The organism is Achromobacter sp. ACM04, from assembly GCF_014851465.1.
GTDB classification, from domain to species: domain Bacteria; phylum Pseudomonadota; class Gammaproteobacteria; order Burkholderiales; family Burkholderiaceae_B; genus Achromobacter; species Achromobacter aegrifaciens.
Genome location: NZ_JACUZS010000002.1, coordinates 987,278 through 1,012,229, shown reverse-complemented (window position 1 = coordinate 1,012,229; position 24,952 = coordinate 987,278). Strand labels below are relative to the sequence as shown.

General features: G+C 65.6%; 24 protein-coding genes. 9 read left to right on the top strand and 15 right to left on the bottom strand.

The features are described 5' to 3' along the window. Window positions 1-257 precede the first annotated feature (257 nt). Genes IB259_RS15430 through IB259_RS15405 form a run of 6 tightly spaced genes read left to right on the top strand, consistent with a single transcriptional unit; the run spans window position 258 to window position 5,308 of the window. Complete coding sequence (locus IB259_RS15430) at window positions 258-1,019, top strand: SDR family NAD(P)-dependent oxidoreductase (RefSeq protein WP_192329478.1); 762 nt, start codon at window positions 258-260, stop codon at window positions 1,017-1,019. 18 nt (window positions 1,020-1,037) lie between these two features. Continuing rightward, window positions 1,038-1,820, top strand: a complete 783-nt coding sequence (locus IB259_RS15425) for a crotonase/enoyl-CoA hydratase family protein (protein ID WP_125471259.1) — start codon at window positions 1,038-1,040, stop codon at window positions 1,818-1,820. 60 nt (window positions 1,821-1,880) lie between these two features. Next, window positions 1,881-2,207: a Zn-ribbon domain-containing OB-fold protein gene (locus tag IB259_RS15420; RefSeq protein ID WP_233564553.1), complete on the top strand. Its 327-nt coding sequence runs from the start codon at window positions 1,881-1,883 to the stop codon at window positions 2,205-2,207. Then, complete coding sequence (locus IB259_RS15415; RefSeq protein ID WP_192329476.1) at window positions 2,204-3,355, top strand: thiolase; 1,152 nt, start codon at window positions 2,204-2,206, stop codon at window positions 3,353-3,355. Before IB259_RS15420 ends, IB259_RS15415 begins: the two co-directional genes overlap by 4 nt. Before the next feature lie 7 nt (window positions 3,356-3,362). Continuing rightward, window positions 3,363-4,232, top strand: coding sequence for a MaoC/PaaZ C-terminal domain-containing protein (locus IB259_RS15410; RefSeq protein ID WP_119450428.1), 870 nt, complete (start codon window positions 3,363-3,365; stop codon window positions 4,230-4,232). Then, window positions 4,229-5,308, top strand: a complete 1,080-nt coding sequence (locus tag IB259_RS15405; RefSeq protein WP_192329474.1) for an NAD-dependent epimerase/dehydratase family protein — start codon at window positions 4,229-4,231, stop codon at window positions 5,306-5,308. Before IB259_RS15410 ends, IB259_RS15405 begins: the two co-directional genes overlap by 4 nt. A 21-nt stretch (window positions 5,309-5,329) precedes the next feature. Here IB259_RS15405 and IB259_RS15400 read toward each other — a convergent pair whose 3' ends face one another. From IB259_RS15400 to IB259_RS15365, 8 genes are all read right to left on the bottom strand, one after another. Next, window positions 5,330-6,304, bottom strand: coding sequence for a tripartite tricarboxylate transporter substrate binding protein (locus IB259_RS15400; RefSeq protein WP_192329472.1), 975 nt, complete (start codon window positions 6,302-6,304; stop codon window positions 5,330-5,332). Window positions 6,305-6,357: 53 nt separating this feature from the next. Continuing rightward, window positions 6,358-7,374: a cyclase family protein gene (locus tag IB259_RS15395; RefSeq protein ID WP_125471767.1), complete on the bottom strand. Its 1,017-nt coding sequence runs from the start codon at window positions 7,372-7,374 to the stop codon at window positions 6,358-6,360. A 417-nt stretch (window positions 7,375-7,791) separates the two neighbouring features. After that, on the bottom strand, window positions 7,792-9,123 hold the full coding sequence (locus IB259_RS15390; protein WP_225596863.1) for a M20 family metallopeptidase: 1,332 nt from the start codon (window positions 9,121-9,123) through the stop codon (window positions 7,792-7,794). 54 nt (window positions 9,124-9,177) lie between these two features. Continuing rightward, window positions 9,178-10,380 carry an amino acid aminotransferase gene (locus IB259_RS15385; RefSeq protein WP_175159826.1) on the bottom strand — a complete coding sequence of 401 codons (1,203 nt, stop codon included), beginning with the start codon at window positions 10,378-10,380 and terminating at the stop codon, window positions 9,178-9,180. 44 nt (window positions 10,381-10,424) lie between these two features. Continuing rightward, the gene (locus tag IB259_RS15380) at window positions 10,425-11,336 is read right to left on the bottom strand and encodes a fumarylacetoacetate hydrolase family protein (protein WP_192329470.1); all 912 of its coding nucleotides are present in this window, start codon (window positions 11,334-11,336) and stop codon (window positions 10,425-10,427) included. 47 nt (window positions 11,337-11,383) lie between these two features. Continuing rightward, window positions 11,384-12,367, bottom strand: a complete 984-nt coding sequence (locus IB259_RS15375) for a tripartite tricarboxylate transporter substrate binding protein (protein WP_192329468.1) — start codon at window positions 12,365-12,367, stop codon at window positions 11,384-11,386. A 107-nt stretch (window positions 12,368-12,474) separates the two neighbouring features. Beyond that, on the bottom strand, window positions 12,475-14,076 hold the full coding sequence (locus tag IB259_RS15370) for a diguanylate cyclase (RefSeq protein ID WP_192329466.1): 1,602 nt from the start codon (window positions 14,074-14,076) through the stop codon (window positions 12,475-12,477). A 108-nt stretch (window positions 14,077-14,184) separates the two neighbouring features. After that, window positions 14,185-15,099: a LysR family transcriptional regulator gene (locus IB259_RS15365; RefSeq protein ID WP_119450416.1), complete on the bottom strand. Its 915-nt coding sequence runs from the start codon at window positions 15,097-15,099 to the stop codon at window positions 14,185-14,187. 142 nt (window positions 15,100-15,241) lie between these two features. Between IB259_RS15365 and IB259_RS15360 the strand changes: the two genes are divergently transcribed. Further along, window positions 15,242-16,261, top strand: a complete 1,020-nt coding sequence (locus tag IB259_RS15360; protein WP_082400824.1) for a tripartite tricarboxylate transporter substrate binding protein — start codon at window positions 15,242-15,244, stop codon at window positions 16,259-16,261. A 66-nt stretch (window positions 16,262-16,327) separates the two neighbouring features. Beyond that, entirely contained in the window at window positions 16,328-17,932 is a 1,605-nt protein-coding gene (locus IB259_RS15355) for a gamma-glutamyltransferase family protein (protein ID WP_217482916.1), read from the top strand. Between the two features lie 160 nt (window positions 17,933-18,092). Here IB259_RS15355 and IB259_RS15350 read toward each other — a convergent pair whose 3' ends face one another. Next, entirely contained in the window at window positions 18,093-18,779 is a 687-nt protein-coding gene (locus IB259_RS15350; RefSeq protein WP_054452138.1) for a LytTR family DNA-binding domain-containing protein, read from the bottom strand. 113 nt (window positions 18,780-18,892) lie between these two features. On the opposite strand from IB259_RS15350, the gene IB259_RS15345 reads away from it, so the two are divergent. Then, window positions 18,893-19,972: a sensor histidine kinase gene (locus IB259_RS15345; RefSeq protein ID WP_192329464.1), complete on the top strand. Its 1,080-nt coding sequence runs from the start codon at window positions 18,893-18,895 to the stop codon at window positions 19,970-19,972. 10 nt (window positions 19,973-19,982) lie between these two features. On the opposite strand, the gene IB259_RS15340 is transcribed toward IB259_RS15345, so the two are convergent. The 6 genes from IB259_RS15340 to IB259_RS15315 are packed head-to-tail and all read right to left on the bottom strand — an operon-like array spanning window position 19,983 to window position 24,931. After that, window positions 19,983-20,402 (bottom strand): Lrp/AsnC family transcriptional regulator, encoded by a 420-nt coding sequence (locus IB259_RS15340; protein ID WP_054452136.1) that lies wholly within the window; start codon window positions 20,400-20,402, stop codon window positions 19,983-19,985. Between the two features lie 14 nt (window positions 20,403-20,416). After that, window positions 20,417-21,157 carry an arylmalonate decarboxylase gene (locus tag IB259_RS15335; protein ID WP_192329462.1) on the bottom strand — a complete coding sequence of 247 codons (741 nt, stop codon included), beginning with the start codon at window positions 21,155-21,157 and terminating at the stop codon, window positions 20,417-20,419. Beyond that, window positions 21,154-21,957: an ABC transporter ATP-binding protein gene (locus tag IB259_RS15330; protein ID WP_119450411.1), complete on the bottom strand. Its 804-nt coding sequence runs from the start codon at window positions 21,955-21,957 to the stop codon at window positions 21,154-21,156. Before IB259_RS15330 ends, IB259_RS15335 begins: the two co-directional genes overlap by 4 nt. 2 nt (window positions 21,958-21,959) lie before the next feature. Continuing rightward, window positions 21,960-22,937, bottom strand: a complete 978-nt coding sequence (locus IB259_RS15325; protein ID WP_054452133.1) for an ABC transporter substrate-binding protein — start codon at window positions 22,935-22,937, stop codon at window positions 21,960-21,962. A 23-nt stretch (window positions 22,938-22,960) separates the two neighbouring features. Next, entirely contained in the window at window positions 22,961-23,731 is a 771-nt protein-coding gene (locus IB259_RS15320) for an ABC transporter permease (protein WP_082400822.1), read from the bottom strand. 39 nt (window positions 23,732-23,770) lie between these two features. Continuing rightward, window positions 23,771-24,931, bottom strand: a complete 1,161-nt coding sequence (locus IB259_RS15315) for a Xaa-Pro peptidase family protein (protein ID WP_175159847.1) — start codon at window positions 24,929-24,931, stop codon at window positions 23,771-23,773. Window positions 24,932-24,952 lie beyond the last annotated feature (21 nt).

The window sequence follows — 24,952 nt, the reverse complement described above, 5'->3', positions numbered from 1 at the left end:
CCATGGCCGCCGTGCTGCATAAATGGGGACTGCGTGGTGCAACGGTTGACGGAGGCCGCGGGCCGGTAGGTCTCCGGCACTCTGAATCGGCTGTCGGAGTAAACATACCATTCGGTATTTTGATAGGTCAACGGCGTAAATAAAGTTTGATTCTAGGCATTTTCCCTAGGTAAAAAATCAGTTTCTTGGTTTTTATTGATCAGATACTCATTGGTATGTACTATGAAATTTCCTTTTTCGTCACTGAGGGCTTTGGCATGAAGACTGAAGGCAACAGCGCGCTGGTGACAGGCGGCGCATCCGGGCTGGGCCTGGCGACGGCGCAACGCCTGGTCGCGCAGGGCATGAAGGTGGTGATCGCGGATCTGCCTGGTTCAGCGGGGGAGGCAGCCGCCCGCGATATCGGGGCGCTGTTCGCTCCCACGGATGTCACCCGGGAGGCCGACGTGCAGGCCGCGTGCGAACTGGCGGCCACGCTCGGCCCCTTGCGGGTGCTGGTGCATTGCGCGGGCCGCGGCGGGCCGGTACGTCTCATCGACAAAGAAGGAAATCCCGGCTCGCTGGAAACCTATACGGATATCGTCCGCATCAATCTGATCGGCACTTTCAACACCCTGCGCGTGGCGGCGGCTCATATGGCGTGCAACCCGGTGGACGACGAGGGCGAACGGGGCGTCTGCATCCTGACCGCTTCGGTGGCGGCGTACGAAGGCCAGATCGGCCAGATCGGCTATGCCTCTTCCAAGGCCGGCGTGGTGGGCATGACCATCGTGGCCGCGCGCGACCTGGCCAGCAAGGCGATACGCGTCTGCACCATCGCGCCTGGAATTTTCGATACGCCCATGCTGGCTCGCGTTTCTGACGATGCCCGCAAGACCTTGTCAGCCTCGGTGCCGCACCCGGCGCGCCTGGGCATGCCCGCGGAATACGCCCTGCTGGCGGATCACATCATTGCCAACCCCATGCTCAACGGCGAAACCATCCGTCTGGATGGCGCCTTGCGCATGGCCCCACGCTGACGTGTAGAGGAGATAACGATGACCGAGAACAAGACGGAAAGCGACGAGGTATTGCTGGAGAGCAGCGACGGAATCCTGACGATCACCATCAACCGGCCGCAAGCGCGCAATGCGGTGACCCTTGCCGTGGCGCGCGCCATCGCCGCAGCCGTGGATGAACTGGATGACCGCGAGGACCTGCGCATAGGCATCCTGACCGGCGCCGGCGGTTCGTTCTGCGCCGGCATGGACCTGAAAGGCTTTCTACGCGGCGAACGGCCCAGCATAGAAGGGCGAGGATTCGGCGGGCTGACCATGCGCCCGCCGAAAAAGCCGCTCATCGCGGCGGTCGAGGGATATGCGCTGGCGGGCGGCTTCGAGCTGGTGCTGGCTTGCGATCTGGTGGTGGCGGCCGAGAATGCGCAGTTCGGCGTTCCGGAGGTCAAGCGCGGGCTCGCGGCCACTGCCGGCGGCCTGGTCCGCCTGCCGCGGCAGTTGCCGTGCCGGGTGGCGATGGAGCTGGCGTTGACCGGCGACATGTTTCCCGCAACGCGTGCCTTGAGCTACGGCCTGATCAACCAGGTGACTGCGCCCGGAGAGGCCCTGCAGGGCGCGCGGGAGCTGGCGCGCCGCATCGTCGCCAACGGGCCCCTGGCCGTGGCAGCCAGCAAACGCGTCATCGCCGAGTCGCAAGGCTGGCCGGCCGACGAGATCTGGAGCCGCCAGGCCGAACTGACCGAGCATGTCTTCACGTCGGCCGATGCCCGCGAAGGTTCCGCGGCGTTTGCCGAGAAGCGCGCGCCCGTCTGGCAGGGGAGGTGAGGTATGGCTGGCGATGCGCGTTTTGACGGGCCCGGACCCGACGTCCGCCATCAGGCGGGTTTGCGGGAGGGCCGTATCCTGTTGCAGCACTGCGACGACTGCGCCAGCGTGCGCTTTCCTCCGGCGCTGGTCTGCCGGGCCTGCGGCAGCCCACGGCTGACCTGGCGCGAGTCGCCGGGCGCGGGCGTGGTCTATTCAACCACGACGGTGCGCGACCGCGCCGGAGACTACAACGTCTCGCTGGTCGAAGTGGAAGGCGGGGCGCGGATGATGACCCGCGTCGAGGGCGTGGACGCGCCTGCCATCGGTTCAAAAGTGCGCGCGCGCATCGTCGCGGGCGATGACGGGGCCTACGTCGTATTCGACGCCCCGGGAGAACGCTCATGAGCGCCCGCTTGCGAGGCCGTTGCGCCATTGCCGGCATAGGCAATACGCGGCGCTGGAATGCGCCCGGCCGTTCTCCCTTCGATCAGCTGCAGGAGGCGGCGATCCTTGCGCTGGAAGATTGCGGCCTGGGGATGAAGGATGTAGATGGTCTGTATTGCGCCATGTCCACATCCGGCCTGCCGGTGCTGAACGTGGCGGAACGGCTGGGCATACAGCCGCGCCAGGCCGATGGCACGATGGTCGGCGGTGCGTCGTTCCTGTTCCATCTGCAATCGGCGATGGCTGCGCTGGAAACCGGGCTGTGCGATGTCGCGCTGATCTGCTACGGGTCGAACCAGTTGACCGCAGGCGGCAAGCTGGCATCCATGCCTGACCCGCAGCCCTACGAGACGCCGTTCGCGCCGCGTTATCCGATCTCGAGCTATGCGTTGGCCGCGGCGTGGCACATGCATCGGTATGGGACCACGCGCGAGCAGCTGGCGGACGTGGCGGTGGCGGCGCGCCTGTGGGCGCAGCGCAATCCGGATGCCTATGTGCGCGGCGAGTTGACGCGCGCGGATGTGCTGGCCTCGCGCATGGTCAGCGACCCGCTCAGCAAGGCGGATTGCTGCCTGGTGACCGACGGCGGCGCCGCCGTGGTGCTGGTCAGCGCGGATCGCGCGCGCGACCTGCGCAGGCCGCCGGTCTATGTGCTGGGCACCGGCGTGGCGACGAGCCACAGGCAGATATCCTGCATGCCGGATCTGACTACCACCTGCGCGGTCGAGTCAGGGCAACGCGCCTACGCCATGGCCGGGCTGTCGCCGCGCGACATCGGCCATCTCATGGTCTATGACGCGTTCACCATCAACACGATCCTGTTCCTGGAGGACCTGGGCTTCTGCGCCAAGGGGGAAGGGGGCGCCTTCGTCGCCAGCGGCGCCATCGCGCCTGGGGGCTCCCTGCCGGTCAATACCAACGGCGGCGGGCTGTCCTGCAACCATCCTGGCATGTACGGCCTGTACACCTTGCTGGAGTCGGTGCAGCAGTTGCGGGGCGAGGCGGGCGAGCGGCAGGTGCCCGACGTGCAGGTGTCGCTCGCCCATGCCAATGGCGGCGTGCTGTCCAGCCAGGCCACGGCCATACTCGGCACCGCCGACGTTTTGTGAGGTTCGCATGCCCATCGATCCGGCAACGCTGTTGGCTGCGCGCATCCCCGAGCGCATCCAGGAATACGACTGGCGCGACTGCGCGCTCTACGCCCTCGCGCTCGGCGCGGGCATGAATCCCGTCGACGAGGAGGAGCTGTCCTACGTCGATGAAACCCGGCTGAAGGTCCAGCCGACCCTGGTCAACGTGTTGGCGGACCCGGGCTTCTGGCTGCGCGATCTGCCGCTGGGGCTGGATTGGCGCCGCACGGTGCATGGCGAACAGTCCATACGCCTGCACCGGCCCCTTGCCCCCAAAGGGCGGGTAAGAGGCGTGACTCGCATCGTCGACCTGGCGGACAAGGGCGCCGGCAAGGGCGCTTTGCTGTACGTCGAGCGTGAACTGTTCGATGCCGCGGACGGCGCCTTGCTGGCCACCCTGCAGCAGACCGTGTTCTGCCGTGGCGATGGCGGTTTCGGCGGGCGGGCGTCGGCGCGGCCGGCGCCGCCGGCGATGCCGGCGCGCGAACCCGATGCGGCTGTCGATTGCCCTACTTCGCCGCAGGCCGCCCTGGTCTACCGGTTGTCGGCAGACCTGAACCCGCTGCATATCGATCCCGCGGCCGCGCGGCTGGCGGGCTTCAAGCGGCCGATCCTGCATGGCATGGCCAGCTTTGGCGTGGCCGGTCTGGGCCTGGCGCGCCTTTGCTGTCCGGGAGAGCCCGAGCGGGTGCGCGCCATGAGCGGGCGTTTTCGCGCGCCGGTCTATCCGGGCGAGAGGCTGCGGGTCGATGTCTGGCGGGAGCAGCCGGGACTGGCGCGCTTTCGCGCCGTGGTTGTGGAGCGCGGCGAGATCGCCATCGACAACGGCGCATTCGAGTTCGGAGAGTCGCAATGACAACAAGAAAGGTGCTGGTGGTGGGCGCGTTGGGCGTGGTGGGGCGGGCGGTGATGGAGCATCTGCATGGCCGGCCGGACGTGCTGTGCGCAGGCTTGTCGCGACGGTCGGCCGACTTTGCCAGGGATGCGATATGGATTGCGGCCGACCTGCGCGATGCGCAGGCAACGCGGCAGGCCTTGGCCGAGCACGGCGATGTGACGCATCTGGTCTATGCCGCCTTGAACGAGCAGCCGGATTTGCTCAAGGGGTGGCGGGATCCGGAGAACGTCGCCATCAATACGCGGATGCTGGCCAATACGTTGGCGGCATTGGACGGCGCGCCGCTGGCGCATGTGACCCTGATGCAGGGGACCAAGGCCTACGGCGTGCATACGGGGCGGGCCATGCGCATCCCCGCGCGCGAGCAGGACGCCGTGCGCGACCATGCCAATTTCTATTTCGACCAGCAAGACATGCTGGAACAACAGGCGCGGCGGCAAGGGTTCGGATGGACCATATTCCGCCCGCAGATCGTGCTTGGCGTTGCCCTGGGTAGCGCCATGAATCCGGTGGCGACGCTGGGCGCCTATGCCGCGCTGTTGCGGGAATCGGGCCAGCCGCTGGCCTATCCCGGACATCCGGAGCTGTTGACGGAATGCACGGATGCGCGTCTGATCGCCCGCGCGGTCGAGTGGGCCTGGGATGCGCCGCAAGCCTGGGGTGAGGTCTTCAATATCGCCAATGGCGATGTGATGGCCTGGCGCCATCTGTTTGAGCGCCTGGCCGAATTCTTCGGCATGCCTGCAGGGGAGTTGGTGCAGACCCGTATGCGGCAGGCCATGCCCGCCGAAGCCCAGGTCTGGCGCGAGATGGCGCGGCGGGAGGGCTTGCATGTGAACGAGCTGTCGGACCTGATCGGGCTGTCATGGCAGTACGCGGACGCGACCTGGTCGGCGCAACACCCCTTGCCGTTCCCGCCGCTGGTATCCACCATCAAGCTGCGCCAGGCCGGCTTCGGCGATTGCATCGACAGCGAGCTGTCGGTGCTGGAAAATCTGCACAGGATGCAGGCGCTCGGCTACTTGCCGCGCTGAGCCGGGCGCCCGCGATCCCGCCTATTGCACGGGCGGGATCTTCAACTTCTCGATCAGCGCGCCCCAGCGCTGACTCTCCCGCAACGTGATATCGCGCAGTTCCGCCGGACTGCTGCTGCGCGGTTCATTGCCGATCTGCTGCATGGTGCGCACGAACTGTGGCGAAGCCGTGATCTTGCGCAGTGCGGCGTTGAGCTTGTCGACCACTGGCGCCGGGGTCCCGGCCGGAGCGAACACGGCGTACCAGGTTTCGCCGACCACGTCCGGATAGCCCAGCTCGGCGAATGTGGGCACGTCGGGCAACAGCGGTTGACGCTGCGGACTCAGCACGGCCAGCGCGCGGTACTGCCCGGCGCGCACATTGGGAACGGCGCTGGTAAGCGCCTCCACGTTGGAGTCGACCACGCCGCCTATCATGTCCACGGTGGCGGGCGCCGCGCCCTTGTAATGCACCTGCGTCACGTCCACGCCCATGCCAGCTGCAGCCAGCTCGCCCAGCAAATGGACCATGCTGCCGAGACCGTTGGTGGCGTTGTTGACCTTGCCGGGATGAGCTTTGGCATAGGCGGCGTATTCGGCCACGTTTTTTGCGGGAAAGTCCTTCTTCACTACAAAGGCGAACGGCACGGTGGCGACAGCGGAAACCGGCGCGAAGTCGTCCAGCGTGTACGACATCTGGGTCATCAAATGAGGCGTGACGGTGAAGGTGCTGCCGGAGGAAAGCAGCAGGGTGTATCCGTCCTTGGGTGCGCGCGCCACGAAGGTGGCGCCTATCATGCTGGATGCGCCGGCCTTGTTGTTGACGACAAAGGTCCCTCCCAGCTCCTCGCCCAACTGCATGGCGAGTTGCCGGCCCACCACATCGCTGGTGCCGCCGGGGGGAAAGGGAATGACAAGCGTGACGGGCTTGTCTGGGTAGTTGGGTGAGGCGGCCTGCGCAAGTGGGGCGAGGCTGGCCAGGGCCAAGGCGGCCCAGGCCGGAATGCGATTCAGCATTGCGGTCTCCGGCAAAGAGGTGAGAGCCGCGGGCGTAGCGCCCGCGGCCGGCTTCAGACGGTGGCGACGGGAGTGACGGGCGAACCTACCGCGCCGGGCAGGCGCAGCGGCGGCGCCGTCAGCAGGAAAGTGCTGCGGCCATGCTCGCGCAGCCATTGCGCCAACTCTGCGAAGTACCAGAGTTCGCCGAGATGCAGCCCAAGCTTGAAGAGGCAATGCGCGTGCAGGGGCAGGCCGGGATAGTGCTCACCCTTGCCTGGCGTGGCCGGATAGGCTTCCACCGCGAAGTTGTCGGCGCAGATTGCCACGATGCCGGAGTCGGTGATCCATTGCAGCAGGCGTTCGTCGCGGCCGTCCAGCACGGCGCACGAGCGCGCCAGGACGTCGCCGTCCGGCTGCTTGTTCATTTCCAGGATCAGGTCGGCAAAGCCCGTATAGAGGCAGAGAAAATCGCCGGGCAGTACCGCGACGCCGTCCAGGGCTGCCATCAGCTCGTCATAGCCGATCAGTGCGCGTTCGCGCCCGTAGCGGCGTTCCAGGTCGACCAGCACGCCACGCCCCTGGACGCCGGCGGTGGCCATGCGTTCGATACCGATGGCCTTGGCGCCCAGGCCGCTCTTTGCGTCATCGGGCCCGATCACGTCCAGGCCGCCGCGATAGCCGTTGTAGTAGACCTTTTCGGGCAGCCCGTCGCCGTTCGCATCGAACATCTGTCCAACATGCCCCAGTCCGTCCCATTGGGTCGAGTACTGCAGGAACATGAGGACGGCGTCGTCCGAAACGACGTCGTTGAAGCAGGGGCAGACCTGCGACAGCCGATAGTTGTAGTTGTGGCCGTCGCCGCGCTTGTCGTAGGAGAACTGCGGTTCCCGGCGATGCTGGAACAATGTGTTCCCGCCTGGATAGTCCAGCGGCAGGCTGAGGCAGAACGCCCGGCCTTCCTGCACCTCGCGGAACGCGCGCAAGCGCGTTTGCGGGGTTAGCAGATTCATGCGCCCGATCTGATCGTCAGGGCCGAAGTCTCCCCAATTCGATCCTTCCGGGCGCTGCTTCCAACGTGGGGTATCCATATTCTTAGACATCCTTGCCATGGGTTGGTGAGCCTGCGTGCAGACCGTCCGCCGATTGTCTCCTTCAGCGGCGGGCTGCATTCTTTGGGCAAACATACCATTCGGTATGTTTTTATGTCAATCGCGTTTTCCCATATAAAAAATCCCGATTTTTAATGCTGAGATTTTTGTTTTTTATGAGAAATGAAAAATACCAATCGGTATCTTTATGGGAATTGGGAGCAAGGAAAGCCCCTGCCGCGCCACGCTCGTGCGAGCACGAGAGTGCTAGGGGACGGTCGGAAGGCTGGGATGGAAGACATGGTCCGTTCGGGAACAGAACGAACAGGGCACGATCAGCTCCCCGTATCGGGGGCATTGGAAGGAACGCCCGGCGCGCGTAGCGGCGCCGGGCGGGATCGGGATGTGGGGGGCGGCCTACTGCTTGTCCATGTACGTCAGCGCGGAAGCCACCAGCGCGCGTACACCCACGCGCAGCGCGTTTTCGTCGATGGCGAACTCCGGCGAATGGTTGGGCGCGCCGCTTTTGTCGCCCAATGGCGAGGCATTAATGAACCAGAAGACCGAGGGCACCTTGCCGCTGACGCCATATGCGCCGAAGTCCTCGCTGCCGGTGGATGGCGCGGGCATTTCAACTGTCTTGCCGGCGCCGGCCGCTTCCTGCCATGCAGGTATCAAGCTGCCGGTCAGGGATTTATCGTTGTCGACGACCTCGTAGCCGGTGTAGATGTTCACCTTGGAGCTCAGGCCATAGGCCTGCGCAATATGCTCGGCGCGTGCGCGGATGGCCTCGTGGACGATGCGTTGGTTGTGCGACGAAAGCGAGCGTACCGTGCCCGCCAGTTCGGCGCTTTCGGGCAGGATGTTTGCGCGCCGTCCGCTCTGCAACATGCCGATGGACAGTACGGTGACGCCGTCGGATTGATCCACCTTGCTGCTGGTGATGCCCTGCAGCGCCAATGTCAGTTCTGCTGCGGGTACGAGCGCGGGATTCGCGGTCCATGGGCGTCCGCCGTGTCCGCCCTTGCCGTGCAGTGAGATCTCGAAGCGGTCGCCGCTGGCCATGGTAGGGCCGGCGCGATAGGCGATGGTGCCGGAGGGGGCGCCGGCGCTGATGTGCTGGCCGAAGACCACGTCCACTTTGGGATTCTCCAGCACTCCCTGCGCGATCATGGCCCTGGCGCCGCTGGGCTCTTTGTCGGGTCCCCATTCTTCGGCGGGCTGGAATAGGAAGACTATCGTGCCGGGCAGGTCGTCCTGCATCGCCGACAAGGCCTTGGCCGCGCCCAGCAGCATTGCGACATGAGTGTCGTGGCCGCAGGCGTGGGAAACCGATACCTGTTCTCCGCGCCAGACGGCCTTGGCCTGCGAGCGGAATGGCAGGTCATTGCGTTCCTCGACGGGCAGGGCGTCCATGTCGGCGCGCAACGCCACCACCGGTCCTGGCTTGCCGCCCTTGAGCACGGCCTTTACGCCTGTGCGCGCTATCCCGGTCTCGACGGTGATGCCGGGCATGGCGCGCAAGGCGTCGGCGATGTACTTCGCGGTTTCGGTCTCCTGGTACGACAGCTCAGGATGCTGGTGTATGTGGCGTCTCCATGCGATCACTTCAGACTCGGTCTGGTCCGCCCGTTGCAGGGCCTCCTGCAGCAGGCCGGCATCGGAGGCGGCCTTGGCCACCGGCAGTGTCAGTCCCAGGGCCAGCATCAATCCGGAACTCGCGGCCATAAGCCGGTTGGGTAGGGCCATTGCCTTGCTCCTATCAGTGGGGCGCCTCGGACTTGCGGGCGCAGGGAGAAATGTTCAGCGCTGCGCGCAAGCGGCGATGGCGCGTGCGACATAATCGATGTTGCCGTCGGTCAGGCCGGCAACGCAGAGTCTGCCGGACTTCAGCAGATACACGGCATGTTCGCGGCGCAGCGATTCGACCTGCTGGGGGCTCAACCGCATGTAGGAGAACAGTCCTTGCTGTTGCTCGATATAGTCCCAGGCTTCGCGCGCGCCGGTCAATTGCGTCAGCGCGTTGGACAAGCGGGCGCGCAGGCTGACGAGCCGTGTCCGCATCTGCTCCAGTTCATCGGTCCAGACTTGCCGCAACGCGTCATCGCTCAGAATGGCGGCAACCAGGGCGGCGCCAAACGTGGGAGGCGTGGAGTAGTTTCCACGTATCAGCAGCTTGAGCTGGCCCAGCGCGCGGTCGGCGGCGGTTTCGTCGCGGCACACGATATTCAGGGCGCCGCAGCGTTCGCCGTACAGGGAGAAGTTCTTCGAGAAGGAACTGGCGACCAGGCATTCCACGCCCGCCCGCGCCATTGCCCGGATTGGTTCGGCGTCCGCATCCAGACCTAGTCCGAACCCCTGGTACGCCAGGTCAAAAAAGGGAATCAGGCCCTGGCGCGCAAACAGTTCGGTCAGTGCCTCCCACTGATCTGCAGACAGGTCCACGCCAGTTGGGTTGTGGCAGCTGGCGTGCAGCACGACGATGGACCCTGCCGGCAGAGCCTGCAACGCGTCATGCATCTGCGCAAAGCGCACGGTGGCAGTTTGGGCGTCGTAGTAGGGATACTCATGCACCGCGAAGCCCGCCTGGCGGAAGATCTGAGCATGGTTCTCCCATGTCGGATCGCTGACCCAGACCGTCGCTTTGGGGCAGATATGGCGCAGCAAGTCCGCGCCCAGCTTCAAGGCGCCGGTGCCGCCGACACTTTGGGTCGTCACCACGCGCTCAGGCTCGGGGCCATTGGCTCCGAAGATCAGCGATCTGGCTGCGTTGCGGTATGAGGCCGAGCCGGGGATGGGCAAGTAGGGATGCGGCTTTCCCGCCTGCACAAGCATGTCGCGGGCCTGGCGCACGGCGCGCATCACAGGGATGCTGCCGTCTTCGGCAAAGTAGGTGCCGATGCTGAGACTGACTTTGTGGGGCGCAGGGTCGTTCTGAAAGGCTTCAACCAGCGCGAAGATGGTGTCGCCGGCTGTAGCGGGCAGGGGAGAGAAAAGAGACTGCATGGAACTGCCTCATTGGAAAGGTGCGGCCGTGGCCGGCCAGGATGTCAGCGCGATGCCTGGATCTGTACCGCCAGCGTGCCGATGTCCTCGATCGTTGCGCTGATTTCGTCACCGATCTTGAGGAACGTGCCTTGTGGCGCGCCCACGCCGGCGGGCGTGCCCGTCAGTACTAGATCTCCGGGTTCCAGCGTCATGATGCGACTCAGGATTGCCAGCTGCTCACGGATGTCGAAGACCATGCCGCTGGTACGGGCGTTTTGCTTGATCTGGCCGTTGACGCTGAGCTTCAGACCCAGGTCCATGGGGTCGCGGATGAACGCCGCCGGTACCAGCCTGGGTCCGAGCGGGCAGCTGGTGTCATGCGCCTTGCCGGCCACCCAGTCCAGCTTGTAGAAGGTGTCGGGCGCCTTGTTGAGGTCGCGCGCCGACATGTCGACCGCGACGGTGTACGCCGCCACGTGGTCCAGCGCATTTTCCGGCAGCACATTCCTGGCCGTCTTTCCTATCACCAGCGCCAGTTCGATCTCCCAGTCCAGGCGCTGGCAGCCTATGGGCATGTGTACCGTGGCACCCTCGCCGACCACGGCCTGGCGGGGCGGCTTGAAGAAAAAGAACAGGCGCTGTACGGACTTGTCCTCGGCGTTCGGGACGTTCATTTCCGCCAGGTGGTCATGGTAGTTGGCCCCGGCGCAAAGCACCTTGCCCGGATACTGCAGCGGAGCCATGTGGCGCACCGGTCCGGAGACCTCATGGCCGTCGAGCGCGGAGCGGCGGGCGGCTGCCTGCTCAAGCAGCGCCAGCGAGCGCGGCCAGTCTTCGAAGAGATCGCGGACGGAGGTATCCAGGGCGGGCTGGTCCAACACCTGGGCACAGGTGGCCAGCGGATAATTCCGCCCTTCGATTTCCAGGCAGGCAACGGGACGAGAGGCGATGTCGAGGGTGGTCAATGCGAACATGGGACTTGATCCAGTGAGATCAGAAAATGGGTGGCGGGCGGCGCAGCTCAATCGATCACGAAGCCGGACTGGGCCACGGTATCGCGCCACTGCTCGAGCTGCTGGCGCGCCAGCGCGTCGACCGCCTGCGGTGTGCCGCCGGCCGGCCGCATGCCCAGCTCGGAAAGACGCTTGGCGACGTCGGGAAGGGCGAGGATGTCGTTTACCGCCGAATTCAGCTTGCGGATGGCTGGCTCTGGGGTGCCGGCCGGTGCATACAGCCCAGCCCAGCCCGAGGTCTCGAGTTCGCCCAGCCCGAGTTCGCGCATGGTCGGCGTTTGCGGCAGCGCCGGTTCGCGTTGTGCGCTGAAGGTCGCCAGAACGCGCAGCTTGCCAGCCTGCGCCAGCGGGACCACTTCGCCCGCATCCATAACGATGGCATTGATGTGTCCGCCCAGGAGCGCGGTCACGGCGTCCTTGCCGCCCTTGAACGCGATGTGCTCCAGCGGCGTACCTAGGCGCCTGGCCAGTGAAACGCCCAGGAAATGCTGCAGGCTGCCGGTGCCGGATGTACCGTAGAACGCCTTGTCCGGATTCTGCCTGGCCCAGGTCTGGAACTCGTTGAACGAGGTGACGGGGCTATCGGCCGCGACGGCGAGCACGATGTCCCAGCTCACCAGCTGCGTCACCGGCTTAAGGTCGGCGAAGGGATCGTAATTGAGCTGTCGGAACAGGTGCGGGTAGAGGAAGATGGCCACGCCCGGCGCCACCAGCAAGCTGCTTCCGTCGGGCGCGGCGCCCTTGACCGCCTGAATGGCAATGCGCGTCTGCGCGCCGGGGCGGTTCTCCACCACCACGGGCCGCTCCAGATGATTGGGAAGCTTCTCCGCCACGATCCTGGCCACGGTATCGAACGATCCGCCGGCCGGCAAGCCGACGACCAGCTTTGCCGGCTGCTGCGCGTGGCCGGAGGCCGCCATGAACAGGCCGGCCAATGCCAGGTACTTGAGTCGGGTGAGAAGGGAGGCCCCGCCAGGAACGGCTGTCTTCATCTTGTCTCCACGGTCTTTTTATTTGAGTTGACCCTGGCGAGGATTGTAGGCGCGTGGTGAAAACCGTCTAATGAAGATTAGTCATCGGATGAAAACTAGATGGAATTTCAAATCCTGGCATTGGCGCTATCGGCTTCCCTGACAGACCAGACCTCCACCCGATCACGTCCCGCATTCTTCGCCCGGTACAAGGCCTCATCCGCCTTCGCCATGACCTTGTCGATGTCGGCATCATCCGACGGCCACAGCGCGATGCCGATGGACACCGTGACACGCCCCACCGCTTGCGGCATGGCATGGCTTGCCGTCGCAGCCCGGATGCGTCCGGCGACCATCTCCGCCGTGTCACGCGAGGCGTTGGGCATCACGATCAGGAACTCTTCGCCGCCGACGCGGCACGGCGCGTCTTCCCCTCGCACACAGGTCTTGAGGATCGCGGCCAGCGCGATCAGCACCTGATCGCCGGCCGCGTGCCCGTAGGTGTCGTTCACGCGCTTGAAGTGGTCCAGGTCCAGCGCGAGCGCCGCGAAAGGCTGCTGGGTCTGGCGCAGGGTGGCGATCTGCAGCGCCAGGCCCCTGCGGTTGAAGAGGCCCGTCATCGGATCGGTGATGGTGTCCGTGTTCAGCTTGTCGAGCCGCCGGGTTTGGGAGCTCTGGCTCATCGTCACGGCGTTCCGCAGGCGGGCAGCTTCGTAGTACCAGCCCTTGACCCTGTCCAGATCTCCAGCAGATGCGCCGGGCTGGTCCCGTTCGATGATCTGCGCCAGTTCCTCCAGCGGTCGCGAGATCCAGCGGCCCAACAGATAGATGACCAGGAACATGATCAGCCCCACCGGCAAAGCGTAGAGCACGATCCTGTCGGTCAGGCTCCGCAGCGGGCGCAGCGTTTCGTCCAGCGGGCGTTGCGCCACGACGCCCCAGCCGCCGTTCTTGAGCGCGGCGTAGCCGGCCAGGAGGTGCGCGCCGCGGGTGTTGACCACGGGCATCGCACCCGTCTCGCCGCGCAGCACGGCTTCGACCACGGCGTTGCTTCTTTCGCTGGTGCCGATGCGATCCTTGTCCTTGTGGTAAATGATGGTGCCGTTGCCGTCGACGACATACAGGTAGGATCCGTCGCGGTAGAAGTGCTCGCCTACCAGTTTGTCGAACTCGTTGCCTTGCCGAAGGTGGATGGCCGTGAGAATCGTGCCGGCATAGTTGCCCTTGGCATCACGAAAAGGCTCGGAAAACGCCAGTATCAGCTGGCCCTCCATACCCACGTAGGGGGTCGATATCTGGCCCTTCAGATGTTGGGCGCCCGTCGCCAATTGTTGGCGCACCAGCGTCCTGCCTTCGAAGCCCGCGTCGGCGGGAGCGGTGGCGAGGATGGTGCCGCTACTGTCGGCGATGGCGGCCGTCATGACGCCGTCGCTCTGATGGACGAGGCGCGCGAGTTCGTCTTCCATGGCGGGTTTCGAACCCAGCAGGCCAGGCGCTCGCTCGGCTGACAGGAGCAATTGCCGCTGTATGGATTCGATGTAGATGTCGGTGACTTCCGCCAGCTTGACCGCATAGGCCCGGTTGGCCTCGAGGGTGTTGGCAATCAACTGCTCGCGCTGCACCAGGTAGGCCGCGTACAGGGTGTTGACGAAGGCGATGATTCCGCTCGCGAGCGCCAGCACGGTGACAAGGCGGCGCAGTTTCAGTCTGGGCATCGCGGCAGTGGTCAATGCGGAGCTCCTTCAATCATTCACTCTGACCATTGAATCGGGGCCTTCCGCGCCTGGCCGAGCCTGCGCGCGTGTAGAACTTCAGTTTTGCGGCAAGCCTGCGCCAAGTCAAGAATCGCGTGAACGGGCGCCTGTGGATAGCGCTTCGATCAGGTGCTCGATGAACGCGGCCGTCGCTTCGGGCAGCCGGGCGTGGCTGGCGGTCTGCACTTGCAGCGTGCGTTCGGCGAAGACGGCTTGCTGCAAGGACACGGCCACCAGCGCGCCGCTGCGCAGCGGTTCGGCGAGCGTGATCTCGCCGGCCAGCGTGACGGCATGGCCGGCCTCGACGATGGCGCGAATGACCGATGACGAGTTGCTCGAATAGGCGATGTCGAAAGGCGGCCCGTCGCCGCCCGCCGCCGAGCTGTCGAACAACAGGCGCACGGTGGTGCCCGAGTCGGTCAGCGCGATCGGGTAGCGGCGCAGGTCGTCCAAGGACACGCTGGCGCGTTTGGCGAGAGGATGGTCCGGGACCATGATGGCGCGAACGGGCGAGACGATTTCGTAGCGCACGGCGATGCCGTTGCCCGCGTTCAGGCTGAAGGCCAGGCCCACGTCGATGCTGTTGTCGCGCAGGCGCTGCGTCACGACGCCGGGCGAGCCGATGTGCACCTGGAACGCTACATCGGGATGCAGGGCGCGGTACGCGCCCAGGATGGGCGGCAGCACGTTGCGCGCCACGGCTTCGTTGGAGCCTATGCGGATGGTCGTCAGCTCCGCATGACGCAGGCTGCGGATATCGCGCAGCACGTGTTCGGCATCCATGGCGACGCGGCGCGCATAGTCGGCCAGCATTTCGCCGGCCCGGGTCAGCTCCATGCCATGCGGGCGCCGTTCAAACAGGGCCGCGCCGCAGTCATCCTCCAGTTTGGCGACCTGCCGGCTGATGGCGGAGGGCGCTACGTGGAGGCTCGTGGCCGCGTCCTTGATGCTGCCTGCGCGTACGACCTCGAGGAAATAGCGGTGCGCGGTGCTGAGCATGTCGTGATTCTCAAAATAGCAATTGGCATGCTAATTATTGATATTGATTGCCACAAAAGCAATTCATAGAATGGGCCGACCAGGGCCGCCAGGATACAAGGGCAACAGACCCGCCTACGGCGCTTCAACCAAGGGGAATCGCATGGCTAGTGTTGTATGTAAATCGGGCCGCGCCGCCGCGCGCCCGCAGGGACTCGGCATTCTGAAGCGCGCCTTTGCCGCGCTGGCGTTGTCGGCGGCTACCGGCGCGGGGGCGGCTGATTTTCCGCAGCGTTCGCTTCAGCTTATCCTGTCGTTTCCACCGGGCGGAGCGACGGACGTGCTCGCTCGCGAGCTCAGCCAGAAGCTGGGCGACACGCTGGGCCAGTCGGTGGTGGTGTTGAACCGCCCCGGCGCTGGCGGCTTGATCGGCATGCAGGCGGCGGCGCGTTCCGAAGCCGACGGCTACACGCTGTACATCTCGTCGGTGATGTCCAACTCCATTTACGAAGCGCTCAATGGCAAGCAGCAGGTGTCGCTGGACGGCGACTTCGATGCGGTGGGCGCGATCGCCAGCGCCCCGCACATCCTGGTCACCCCCGCGACGCTGGGCATCAAGGACTATGCCAGCCTGGTGGCCTATCTGAAGGCAGCGCCGGGCAAGTACAACTACGCGTCGATGGGCGCGGGCACCCTGTCCAACCTGGAGGGCGAGATCTTCAAGGAGCAGGCGGGCGTGGACGCATTGCAGATCCCGTACAAAGGCAGCAGCCAGGCCTTGCCCGAAGTCATCTCGGGCGCGTCGGTCTTCATGTTCGACAGCGTGACCAGCTCGCTGCCGCATAAACAGGGCGGCCGCATCGACGTGCTGGGCGTGGCCTCGGCCAAGCGTCTGCCGGTCATGCCTGACGTACCCACGCTCAAGGAGCTGGGCGTGCAGGGCCTGGAGGCGGAGAACCTGTTCGCGTTGATGGCGCCCAAGGGAACGCCCAAGGACCGCCTGGACATCGTGGCCCGCGCGCTGGCCAAGGCGCAGGGCGACGCGGGATTCCGCAAGGCCATCGAGGCGCAGGGCTTCCAGATCAGCGAGATTCCGGCTCAGACCCTGCCCAAGTTCATCCTGGACCAGCAGGCGTTCTGGCGCGACAAGGTCAAGGCCCTGAACATTACTGCGGGCAAATAGCGGCCGTCCCGGCTTTCTTGCTGGCCGCCCGCGGGCGGCCAGCCCCTAACTTCCGACCCGACTTCCATGCCCATTCCGAACGATCCCTTCTGGCAGCTTCCTTATGCATCGCAACGCATGCCCCTGCTTGCGGACAACGTGGTCAGCACGTCGCAGCCACTGGCCAGCGCTGCCGGCCTGCAGATGTACGCGCGGGGCGGCAACGCGATCGACGCGGCACTCGCCACGGCCATTGCGCTGACCGTCGTGGAGCCATGCATGAACGGGATCGGCGGCGACATGTTCGCCATCGTCTGGCATGGCGGGCGCCTGCATGGGCTGAATGCGTCGGGGCGCGCGCCGGCCGCCTGGGAAACGGCCAGGTTCGCGCATCTGGATGGCATGGACCCGATAGGCTGGGGCAGCGTGACGGTACCCGGTGTCGTGTCGGGTTGGCGCGCGATCTGGGAGAAATTCGGTTCGCTGCCGTTCGAGGACTTGTTCGAGCCCGCCATACGCTATGCGCGGGACGGCTATCTGGTTTCGCCCACGGTGCATCGCCAGTGGCAGAAGCAGGTGCCGCGCCTGAGCGGGCAGCCGGGCTTTGCCGAGTCCTTTGCGCCCGGGGGCCGCGCGCCCTTGCCCGGCGAGCGCTTCTCCAGCCCTGGCCAGGCCGCCACGCTGGAGAGCATCGCCCGCAGCAAGGGCGAGAGCTTCTACCGCGGCGAGCTGGCCGCGGCGATAGCCGCCCACGCGCGCAACACGGGCGGCTATATCACCGAGGCCGACATGGCGGGCCATACGGCTGACTGGGTGGAGCCGATAGGCATGCGCTACCGCGACCTGGAGCTCTACGAGATTGGTCCCAATGGCCAGGGCATCGGCGCATTGATGGCCTTGGGCATGCTGGAACGTTTCGACCTGGCGGATTGCGGGCGCGACAGCGGCCGCGCGCTGCATCTGCAGATCGAGGCCATGCGCCTGGCGTTCGCGGACCTGTACGAACATGTGGGCGATCCGGCCCACATGCAGGTGTCGAGCGCGCAGTTGCTGGAACCCGCCTATCTGGCGGAACGGGCAAAACTCATCGATCCGGATCGCGCGGGCGAACCCCGGGCCGGCAATCCGCACAGCGGCGGGACGGTGTATCTGACCGCGGCAGACCGGCACGGCACCATGGTGTCGTTCATCCAATCCAACTTCAAGGGATTCGGTTCCGGCGTGGTGGTGCCGGGAACGGGCATCGCCATGCAGAACCGGGGCTGGGGCTTTTCAACGAAGGCCGGGCATCCCAATGTGGTGGCGCCAGGCAAGCGGCCGTTCCACACCATCATTCCAGGCTTCCTGATGAAGGGCGGGCAGCCTTTGATGAGCTTTGGCGTCATGGGCGGCTCCATGCAGGCGCAGGGCCATCTTCAAGTGACGAGCCGGCTGGCCGACTTCGGCCAGAATCCCCAGGCAGCGAGCGACGCGCCGCGCTGGCGTATCAAGGATGACAACGTGGGCGTGGCGGTGGAGTGGAACGTCCCGCCGGATGCTGTCGAGCATCTGCGCGCATGCGGCCACAAGGTCGATGTGGCGCCGCGCTTTGATCTGGAGTTCGGCAGTGCGCAGATGGCCTACCGGCTGGAGCAGGGAGGCTATCTGGCGGCGTCGGATCATCGCAAGGACGGCTACCCCATAGGCTATTGACGCCGTCTTCCTGGGGCATGTTTGGTCGAGGAAAATCCCCGTTTCGTCGAAAACTGCGTGATGTCTCGTGGCCGGCCGATGACAATCGGCACATTTCCGGCCCGAACCGATGCGGCAACGGTCCTATCCCGACGCTGGCCACAATGGCCGACCCGTCGCGTCAGCGCTGCGCCACCGCGCGCCGCAGGCGCTGCGACGCGACCCGTCCCAGCACCACGGGCGCAACACCGTTGTTGAACGCGACCTCGGTCTGCGCGCCGGGCAGCTGCGACAGGTGGGAGACATGTTCCAGATTCATGATGACCGACCGCGACAAGGCGCAGAAGGGCGGACTGGGCAGTTGGGCCGCCAGGCGCTTGAAGGTGATGTGCATCAGCTCGTTGGCGTGCGCGGCGCTGCAAAGCATCACGTAGTCGCCTTGCGCCTGCGCCATGGTCAGTTCATGGATCTTGATGATCTTGGTGCCGTTGCGCGTTCGCAGCGTCAGGTGGCCGCCAGCGCGCGGACGCAGCCGCGCCAGCGCCTGTTCAAGCCGGCCCGGACGCACGGGCTTGAGCAGGTAGTCGACGGCCTGGACGTCGAAGGCGCGGGCGGCGTAGTCGCTGTGCGCGGTGACGAAGACGACGGCGGGTGGGACTTCCAGCTGGTCCAGCAGGTCGAAACCGGTGGCGGCAGTGAGTTCGATGTCCAGGAACAGGGCATCCGGACGATGCTCGCGGATCAGCGTTCGCGCCAATTCCAGGCAGTCGGCTTCGCCCGCGACATGGACGTCGGGCGAGGCTTCGAGCAGCCGGCGCAGGTAGCGCCGCGCCGGGGCTTCATCGTCGATGACAAGCACACGCAGCATTTTCCTCCCTGGCGCCATGGTGTGGCGGGTATAGTCGTCCGGTCTGGCACGCGGGTAAATATAAGGCCTATGCAGTTTCCAGAGAACCCTTTGCCCGTCCGGGGGGCGCATCCATGAAGTTCGCATCGATCGGCCAGGGTTTGAGTCCAGGGGAGTCCTCGCTTGGCTTCTGGCGGGCGCAGACGCTGGGATGGCTCTTTCTCGCGATCGTGGGCTTCTTCATCCGGTTGGCGGTGTTCGGCAATGCCACCGCAGCCTTCTGGCTTACCGTGGCGCTGGAACCCCTGGCATTCGTCCTGACCAGCGGGGCGGCCGTGCTGCATGGCCGCCGTGCGGGCAAAGGCGATCCGCCCTTGCTGGTGCTGGTCTGCGCGGTGTTGTTCTGCCTGACCGCCTCGGCCTTGCTGGCGTCGATCGCCTATGGCATCCACAGCCTGTTTCTGCCTGGCGCAATCCGCGTGCTGCCGGGCAACCAGTACCGGCTGGGCTTTCTCTACTACATGGGCATGCTCTCGATCTGGACGCTGATCTATTTCGGCGTCTCGGCCGAGCTGAACGCACGCAGCGAGCGCCTGTCCAAGATGAAGGCGGAGACGCGCTCCTTGAGACTGGAGCTTGAGCATCTGCAGCTGCAGATCGAGCCGCACTTCCTGTTCAACTCGCTGAACACCATCGTGGCCGAGATCGCCGATCGGCCTGCCATCGCAGAGGAAATGACGCGCAGCCTGGCCGAGTACCTGCGCTATTCGCTGGACCGGCGCGGACGAGGCTTGTCCAGGCTGGAGGAGGAGATCGAGGCCGCCGAAGCCTATGTGCGCATCCAGGCGCTGCGCTTTGACAAGCGGCTTGAATTGCGCAGCCAGATCGATCCGGCCACGCTACGGATCAGTGTTCCGCGCATGACGCTGCAGGGACTGGTGGAAAACGCGATCAAGCACGGCATGCGTTCGGAACACGCGCATTTCCCGATCAGCATACGCACGCGTCTGCGGGGCGATGAACTGCTCATCGAAGTGGACAATCCCGGCCGGCTGCAGGCGCCCTTCGATCTGGCCAGCGGCGGGGGCGGACTAGGGAATCTGTGCAGGCGGTTGACGCTGAGGTATCCGGACAGGCATCAGTTCGTGCTGGAGCAGCGCGGGGAAAGAACCGTCGCGCAGATAAGGCTGCGGGGCGAGCCGCTGCCGGCCTAGCGCGCCGGTTTCAGCGGTACGTCGCGAGCAGGATGCTGGTTTCGGTGGCCGCGATGCCCTTGATCAGGCGCACGCGTTCCAGCACCTTGGACAGATCTGCAGTGGAATCTGCGCGTATTTCGGCCAGCAAGTCCCAACGGCCGTTGGTGTCGTGCAGCTGCTCGACGCTCGGCTCGCCCAGCAGGCTGGCCAGCACGGCGCGCGTCTGGTTGCCGTCGACGGTGATGCCCATCCAGGCGCGCAGGCCGTCCTGGTCGGAGTCAGGGCGCAGCTTGAGCGTATACCCGGCGATGAGCCCGTCCTCCTCCAGCTTGCGCAGGCGGTTGGAGACCGTGCCGCGCGACACGCCGGCCTTGCTGGCCAAAACGGAAAGCGGCGTGCGCGCGTCGCGCCGCAGAATGCCGATCAGTCGGGTATCGATTTCATCCATGACGGGTCCGGATTTCAATATTCCCGGAACAGCCGGCCATAGCCGTCCATCCGGTCGTGGATCCCCGCCAGCCGCAGGCAATGCCACATGCTGGCCTGATTGCTGCCGATCACGGGCTTGCCCAGCCTGTCCTCCAGACGTCCGAGGATGGCGGTGGAGCGCAGCGCGCCGCAGCTGATGAAGACGGCATCGGCATCGGGCCGGTCCACGGCACAGGCGAATTCGTACAGATAGTCGGCCGAGACCCGGTTCATGGTTTCGTCGTCGGGCAGGGCCAGGCCCTGCAGCGAGACGACTTCGTGGCCGATGCTTTCGAAGTAAGCGCGCTCCAGTTCGTTGACGGCATCGTCATAGGCGGTGGCAACCGCCAGGCGGCGCGCGCCGACCGCGTCCAGCGCCTGCGTGACGCCGTCCAGCAGCGTGGCCACGGCCGCGCCGGGGCGGGCCTGCGCGAGCAGCGCTCGTACCTTGTCGTTGCCGATCACGAAGCTGCCCGCGGTGCAGTTGTAGCAGACCACGTCGATATCGCGACGCCCTGGCGCCAGGCCGTCCAGGGCCTGAAGCAGTCCGCCCTCCATACCGGCCAGGCTTTGCACGGTGCAGGCCGTTGCCATGGGCACGCGGGCAAAGCTCAGGCCCACGCCGTCGGGAGCCATGGCGTGCATTTCGCCCTCGGTCAGGCCGGCATTGGCCACGCACAGGAAAGCCAGGCGGGCCCGGGGGTAGGGGCCGGCGTCGTAGCGGACGGGATTCATTCCGTCATCCCCGCGGCGTCGAAGCACTCGCGTATGACCGTGGCCGCCTTGACGAAGTTGGGGTGCCCGACCATGGCGTAGTTGCGCGGACGCGGCAGATCGATGTCGACGGTCAGCGCCACGCGGCCCGGCCGCTTGCTCATCACCACCACGCGGTCGGACAGGAACACCGCTTCGGAGATGCTGTGGGTAATGAACATGACGGTCTTCTTGCTTTCCAGCCATACCCGTTGCAGCTCCAGGTTCATGGCTTCGCGCGTCATCGCGTCCAGGGCGCCGAAGGGTTCGTCCATCAGCAGGATGTCGGGGTCGTGGATCAGCGCGCGGCACAGCGCCACGCGTTGCTGCATGCCGCCGGACAATTGGTGCGGCAGGCATTTTTCAAAACCTTCCAGTCCGCTCAGCTTGATCAGTTCTCGCAGCCGAGCCTCATGACGCGCCGCGGGCAGTTTGCGCATCTCCAGCTGCAGCGAGATGTTCCCGACGACGTCGCGCCATGGCAGGAGCGCCGCACGCTGGAACACGATCCCCACGTTGGCGCCCGGCTCGGTCACGCGCTCGCCAAGCACGCGGATCTCGCCGGCGGTGGGCGGCGTCAGGCCGGCGACCGCCCGCATCAAGGTGCTCTTGCCGCAGCCGGAGGGGCCGAGCACGGAGAGGAACTGGCCTTCGGGTATGGCAAGGTCGATGCCGTCGACCGCGACATAGGAGCCAAAGCGCTGGACCATGCCGCGGATGTCGATCGCGGTATCGGGCGCGCCCGCTGCGGGAGCGAGCGTCAAGGCTGCGTGCTGTGCCATATCTAGTCCCTGTTGTAGTCGTTGGTGTAGAGCGTGCTGGTCGGGACCGGGCTGGCGATCTGATTCGATTGCACGAACTGGTCGACCATGGCCTGCCAGTCCTTCTCCGCAGAGACGCCGAACGGCAATCCCTTGGTGTTGGGCGTGCCGGCGGCCTGCAGCGAAAGCTGCAGCTGGCGCACCAGTTGCTCGCGATTGCGCGCCTGTTCCGGACGTTGGCGCACCAGGGCGTCGACCGAGGCGGCCGGGTCGGCCAGGGCCGCCTCGTAGGCCTTGCGCGTGGCGCGCAGGAAGCGCCGAGCCGTTTCGGGATTGGCCTCCAGCCATTTGGTATTGGCCGCCAGCCCGCCTTCCAGCGCGTTGACGCCGAAGTCGGCATAGAAAAAGTAATGCACCTTTGCGCCCTGCGCTTCCAGCGGCGGGATATGGAAGTAGGTGACGCCCGTGATGGCGTCCGCGCGGCGTTGCAGGAACAGGGCGGTCTTGGTGCCCACGGCGGGCGCGATGACATTGATCTTCTTCTGGTCCACGCCGTTCAGGGCGGCCAGCACTGGGAACATCTGAGCCGTCGACTCGGATGCGCTCATGCCCAGCACCTTGCCTTCCAGGTCCTTGGGCGCGCGCACCGGAGCGTCCGCGTGGCTGATGATGACCATGGGAGAGCGTTGGTGCACGGCGAAGACGGCCTTCAGCGGCATGCCTGCGGCGACGCCCTTGAGCATGGTGCCGTAGTCCATGAAGCCGATGGGATCGATGCCCTGCGCCACCAGTTTCGCGGTGTTGCTGGAGCCGCTGCCTTCGCCGATGCTCAGGTCTATGCCTTCGGCCTTGTAGAGGCCTTTGTCTATGCCGTAGTACAGCGGCGCGTGCGTGCCGTAGATGCTGTAGTCCAGGCGCAGGCTCAGCTTCTCCTGCGCGCCGGCCGCGCCTGCGGCCAGCAGGCAAGCCAGGGTCCAGCCAAGTCGAGTCGTGAATTTCATGATGGAGTCTCCGGAGGGCGGGGTCAGACAGAGGGCAGGGCGTCGCTGCGCACGCTGATGTGCCAGGGAATCAGGAATCGTTCGGAAAACTCGACCAGGTAGTAGAAGACCAGGCCGATGAGCATGAGCGCGACCAGCACCGCGAACAGCAACGTCGTGTCTAGGTTGGCGTTGGCGGACAGCAGCACGTAGCCCAGGCCGCTTTCGGCGCCCACCCATTCCCCCACCACCGCGCCGACCGTGGCGAAAGCAATGGCGACCTTCAGGCCGGAGAAGATCTGCGGCAACGCATACGGCAGCCGGATGCGCAGAAAGGTCCGCAGGGCGCCCGCCCGCATCGAGCGGGCCAGGTCGTTGAGGTCCGCGTCCACGGAACGCATGCCCGCCACCGTGCTGACCACGATGGGGAAGAAGGCCACCGAGAATGCGATCAGGATCTTGGGAAACAGGCCCAGGCCGAACCAGATGATGATGAGCGGCGCGACCGCTACCTTGGGAAACGCCTGCGACACCACCAGCAGCGGCATGATGGCGCGCTCCAGCGGACGCGACCACACCAGCAGGATGCCCAGCGGTATGCCGACGGCGATGCTCAGCAGGAAGCCGCCCAGCGTCTCGACGGACGTGACCCAGGAGTGATGTCCCAGGAACGCCGAGTCGGTCCACAGCCGTTCGAGCACGCTTAGCGGCGGCGGCAACAGGTAGGCTGGCAGGCCGAACAGCGGTATCGCGAAATGCCACAGAAGCAGCACTCCCATGACCGCGATGGTTGGATACATCCAGTTCTTCAACACGGCAATTCCCCTTGTATGTTGTTGGAGCCGGTCATGTTGTCAGACGTCGATTTCGATCAGCTCGCGCGGATAGCGGGTGAGCACTTCGCAGCCGTCCTCGGAGACGGCCACGCTTTCGCTGGCCATGAAGCCGCCTTCGGGCATGAAGAGGGAAGGCACCAGGTGAAAGGTCATGCCGGGCTCAAGCACCGTGGGGTCGTCCGGACGCAGCGCGAGGAAGCGGCCCTCGGCCCAGTTGGGCGGAAAGCCGATGCCTATGCCGTAGGCCGTGCGGTGATCGAAGTAATGCCCCAGCCCGGCCCGTTCGAAGACCGCGCGGCAGGCCTGGTCCACCTGGGCGGAGGTGACGCCGGGGCGGATGGCGTCGATGGCGGCGTCCAGCGCGGCGATGACGGTGCCGGCCAGGAAGCGCTGCCGCTCGGTGGCGCGCCCGACCACGCAATTGCGGGAGATCATGGCGTGATAGCGGTTGATGTTGGCCGCGGCCTCCAGGAACACCAGGTCGCCCCGCTTGAGCTCCCGGCGCTGCCAGGTGGTGAAGCAGACGCCGCTGGCGCGCCCCACGGCCACCAGCGGCACGCGGGTGTATTCGCTGCCGGCCTTGGTGGCGCCGTGCAGCATGGCGGCGGCGAGATCGTTTTCGGTGGCGCCGACTGCGATCGCGCGCACTGCGGCGTCGATGCCGGCTACCGCCGCGTGCGCGGCCTGGCGCATGAAGCCCAGCTGCGCCGGGGTCTTGATCTTGCGCGCCTCTTCCATCGGGCCTTGCCAGTCGGCCAGCCGTGGGCCCATGCGGGCTTGCAGCTGCTTGTAGGCGGCCACGCTGAGGTAGCCAGAAGCCGTTTCCAGGCCAATGCGGCCGCTGGGCAGGATGTCCTTCAGGTAGCTCGTCAATACATCGACCGGGTCGCTGATGTCATCGATGGCGACAAAGCGTGCGATGTTACGGTTGCCGGTCGCCACGGCGTGGTTGACCTGGCGCGAGACCATGGCGATGCCGCCGTCGGGCGAGACCACCAGGCACTGGAAGGTGAAGTAGCCAATGGAACGGTAGCCGGTCAGCCAGTAGATATTCTCGGGGTCGAACAGGATGGCGGCTGACAGGCCCTGAGCCTGGATGTCCTGTGCCAGCAGCGAGAGGTTCGCGGCATAGGTTTCCGGGCCGAACGGCAATTCCATGGTTGCGTAGTTTTCCGACACGATGGGTCCTGGATGAAAGTC

Bases quoted from the DNA above. Each gene is read 5' to 3' on its own strand.
- IB259_RS15430 (WP_192329478.1), top strand. From the start codon at position 258: ATGAAGACTGAAGGCAACAGCGCGCTGGTGACAGGCGGCGCATCCGGG.
- IB259_RS15415 (WP_192329476.1), top strand. From the start codon at position 2,204: ATGAGCGCCCGCTTGCGAGGCCGTTGCGCCATTGCCGGCATAGGCAAT.
- IB259_RS15380 (WP_192329470.1), bottom strand. From the start codon at position 11,336: ATGTTCGCATTGACCACCCTCGACATCGCCTCTCGTCCCGTTGCCTGC.
- IB259_RS15360 (WP_082400824.1), top strand. From the start codon at position 15,242: ATGGCTAGTGTTGTATGTAAATCGGGCCGCGCCGCCGCGCGCCCGCAG.
- IB259_RS15425 (WP_125471259.1), top strand. From the start codon at position 1,038: ATGACCGAGAACAAGACGGAAAGCGACGAGGTATTGCTGGAGAGCAGC.
- IB259_RS15405 (WP_192329474.1), top strand. From the start codon at position 4,229: ATGACAACAAGAAAGGTGCTGGTGGTGGGCGCGTTGGGCGTGGTGGGG.
- IB259_RS15385 (WP_175159826.1), bottom strand. From the start codon at position 10,380: ATGCAGTCTCTTTTCTCTCCCCTGCCCGCTACAGCCGGCGACACCATC.
- IB259_RS15410 (WP_119450428.1), top strand. From the start codon at position 3,363: ATGCCCATCGATCCGGCAACGCTGTTGGCTGCGCGCATCCCCGAGCGC.
- IB259_RS15330 (WP_119450411.1), bottom strand. From the start codon at position 21,957: ATGGCACAGCACGCAGCCTTGACGCTCGCTCCCGCAGCGGGCGCGCCC.
- IB259_RS15355 (WP_217482916.1), top strand. From the start codon at position 16,328: ATGCCCATTCCGAACGATCCCTTCTGGCAGCTTCCTTATGCATCGCAA.
- IB259_RS15395 (WP_125471767.1), bottom strand. From the start codon at position 7,374: ATGGATACCCCACGTTGGAAGCAGCGCCCGGAAGGATCGAATTGGGGA.
- IB259_RS15345 (WP_192329464.1), top strand. From the start codon at position 18,893: ATGAAGTTCGCATCGATCGGCCAGGGTTTGAGTCCAGGGGAGTCCTCG.
- IB259_RS15325 (WP_054452133.1), bottom strand. From the start codon at position 22,937: ATGAAATTCACGACTCGACTTGGCTGGACCCTGGCTTGCCTGCTGGCC.
- IB259_RS15390 (WP_225596863.1), bottom strand. From the start codon at position 9,123: ATGGCCCTACCCAACCGGCTTATGGCCGCGAGTTCCGGATTGATGCTG.
- IB259_RS15340 (WP_054452136.1), bottom strand. From the start codon at position 20,402: ATGGATGAAATCGATACCCGACTGATCGGCATTCTGCGGCGCGACGCG.
- IB259_RS15400 (WP_192329472.1), bottom strand. From the start codon at position 6,304: ATGCTGAATCGCATTCCGGCCTGGGCCGCCTTGGCCCTGGCCAGCCTC.
- IB259_RS15350 (WP_054452138.1), bottom strand. From the start codon at position 18,779: ATGCTGCGTGTGCTTGTCATCGACGATGAAGCCCCGGCGCGGCGCTAC.
- IB259_RS15365 (WP_119450416.1), bottom strand. From the start codon at position 15,099: ATGCTCAGCACCGCGCACCGCTATTTCCTCGAGGTCGTACGCGCAGGC.
- IB259_RS15375 (WP_192329468.1), bottom strand. From the start codon at position 12,367: ATGAAGACAGCCGTTCCTGGCGGGGCCTCCCTTCTCACCCGACTCAAG.
- IB259_RS15335 (WP_192329462.1), bottom strand. From the start codon at position 21,157: ATGAATCCCGTCCGCTACGACGCCGGCCCCTACCCCCGGGCCCGCCTG.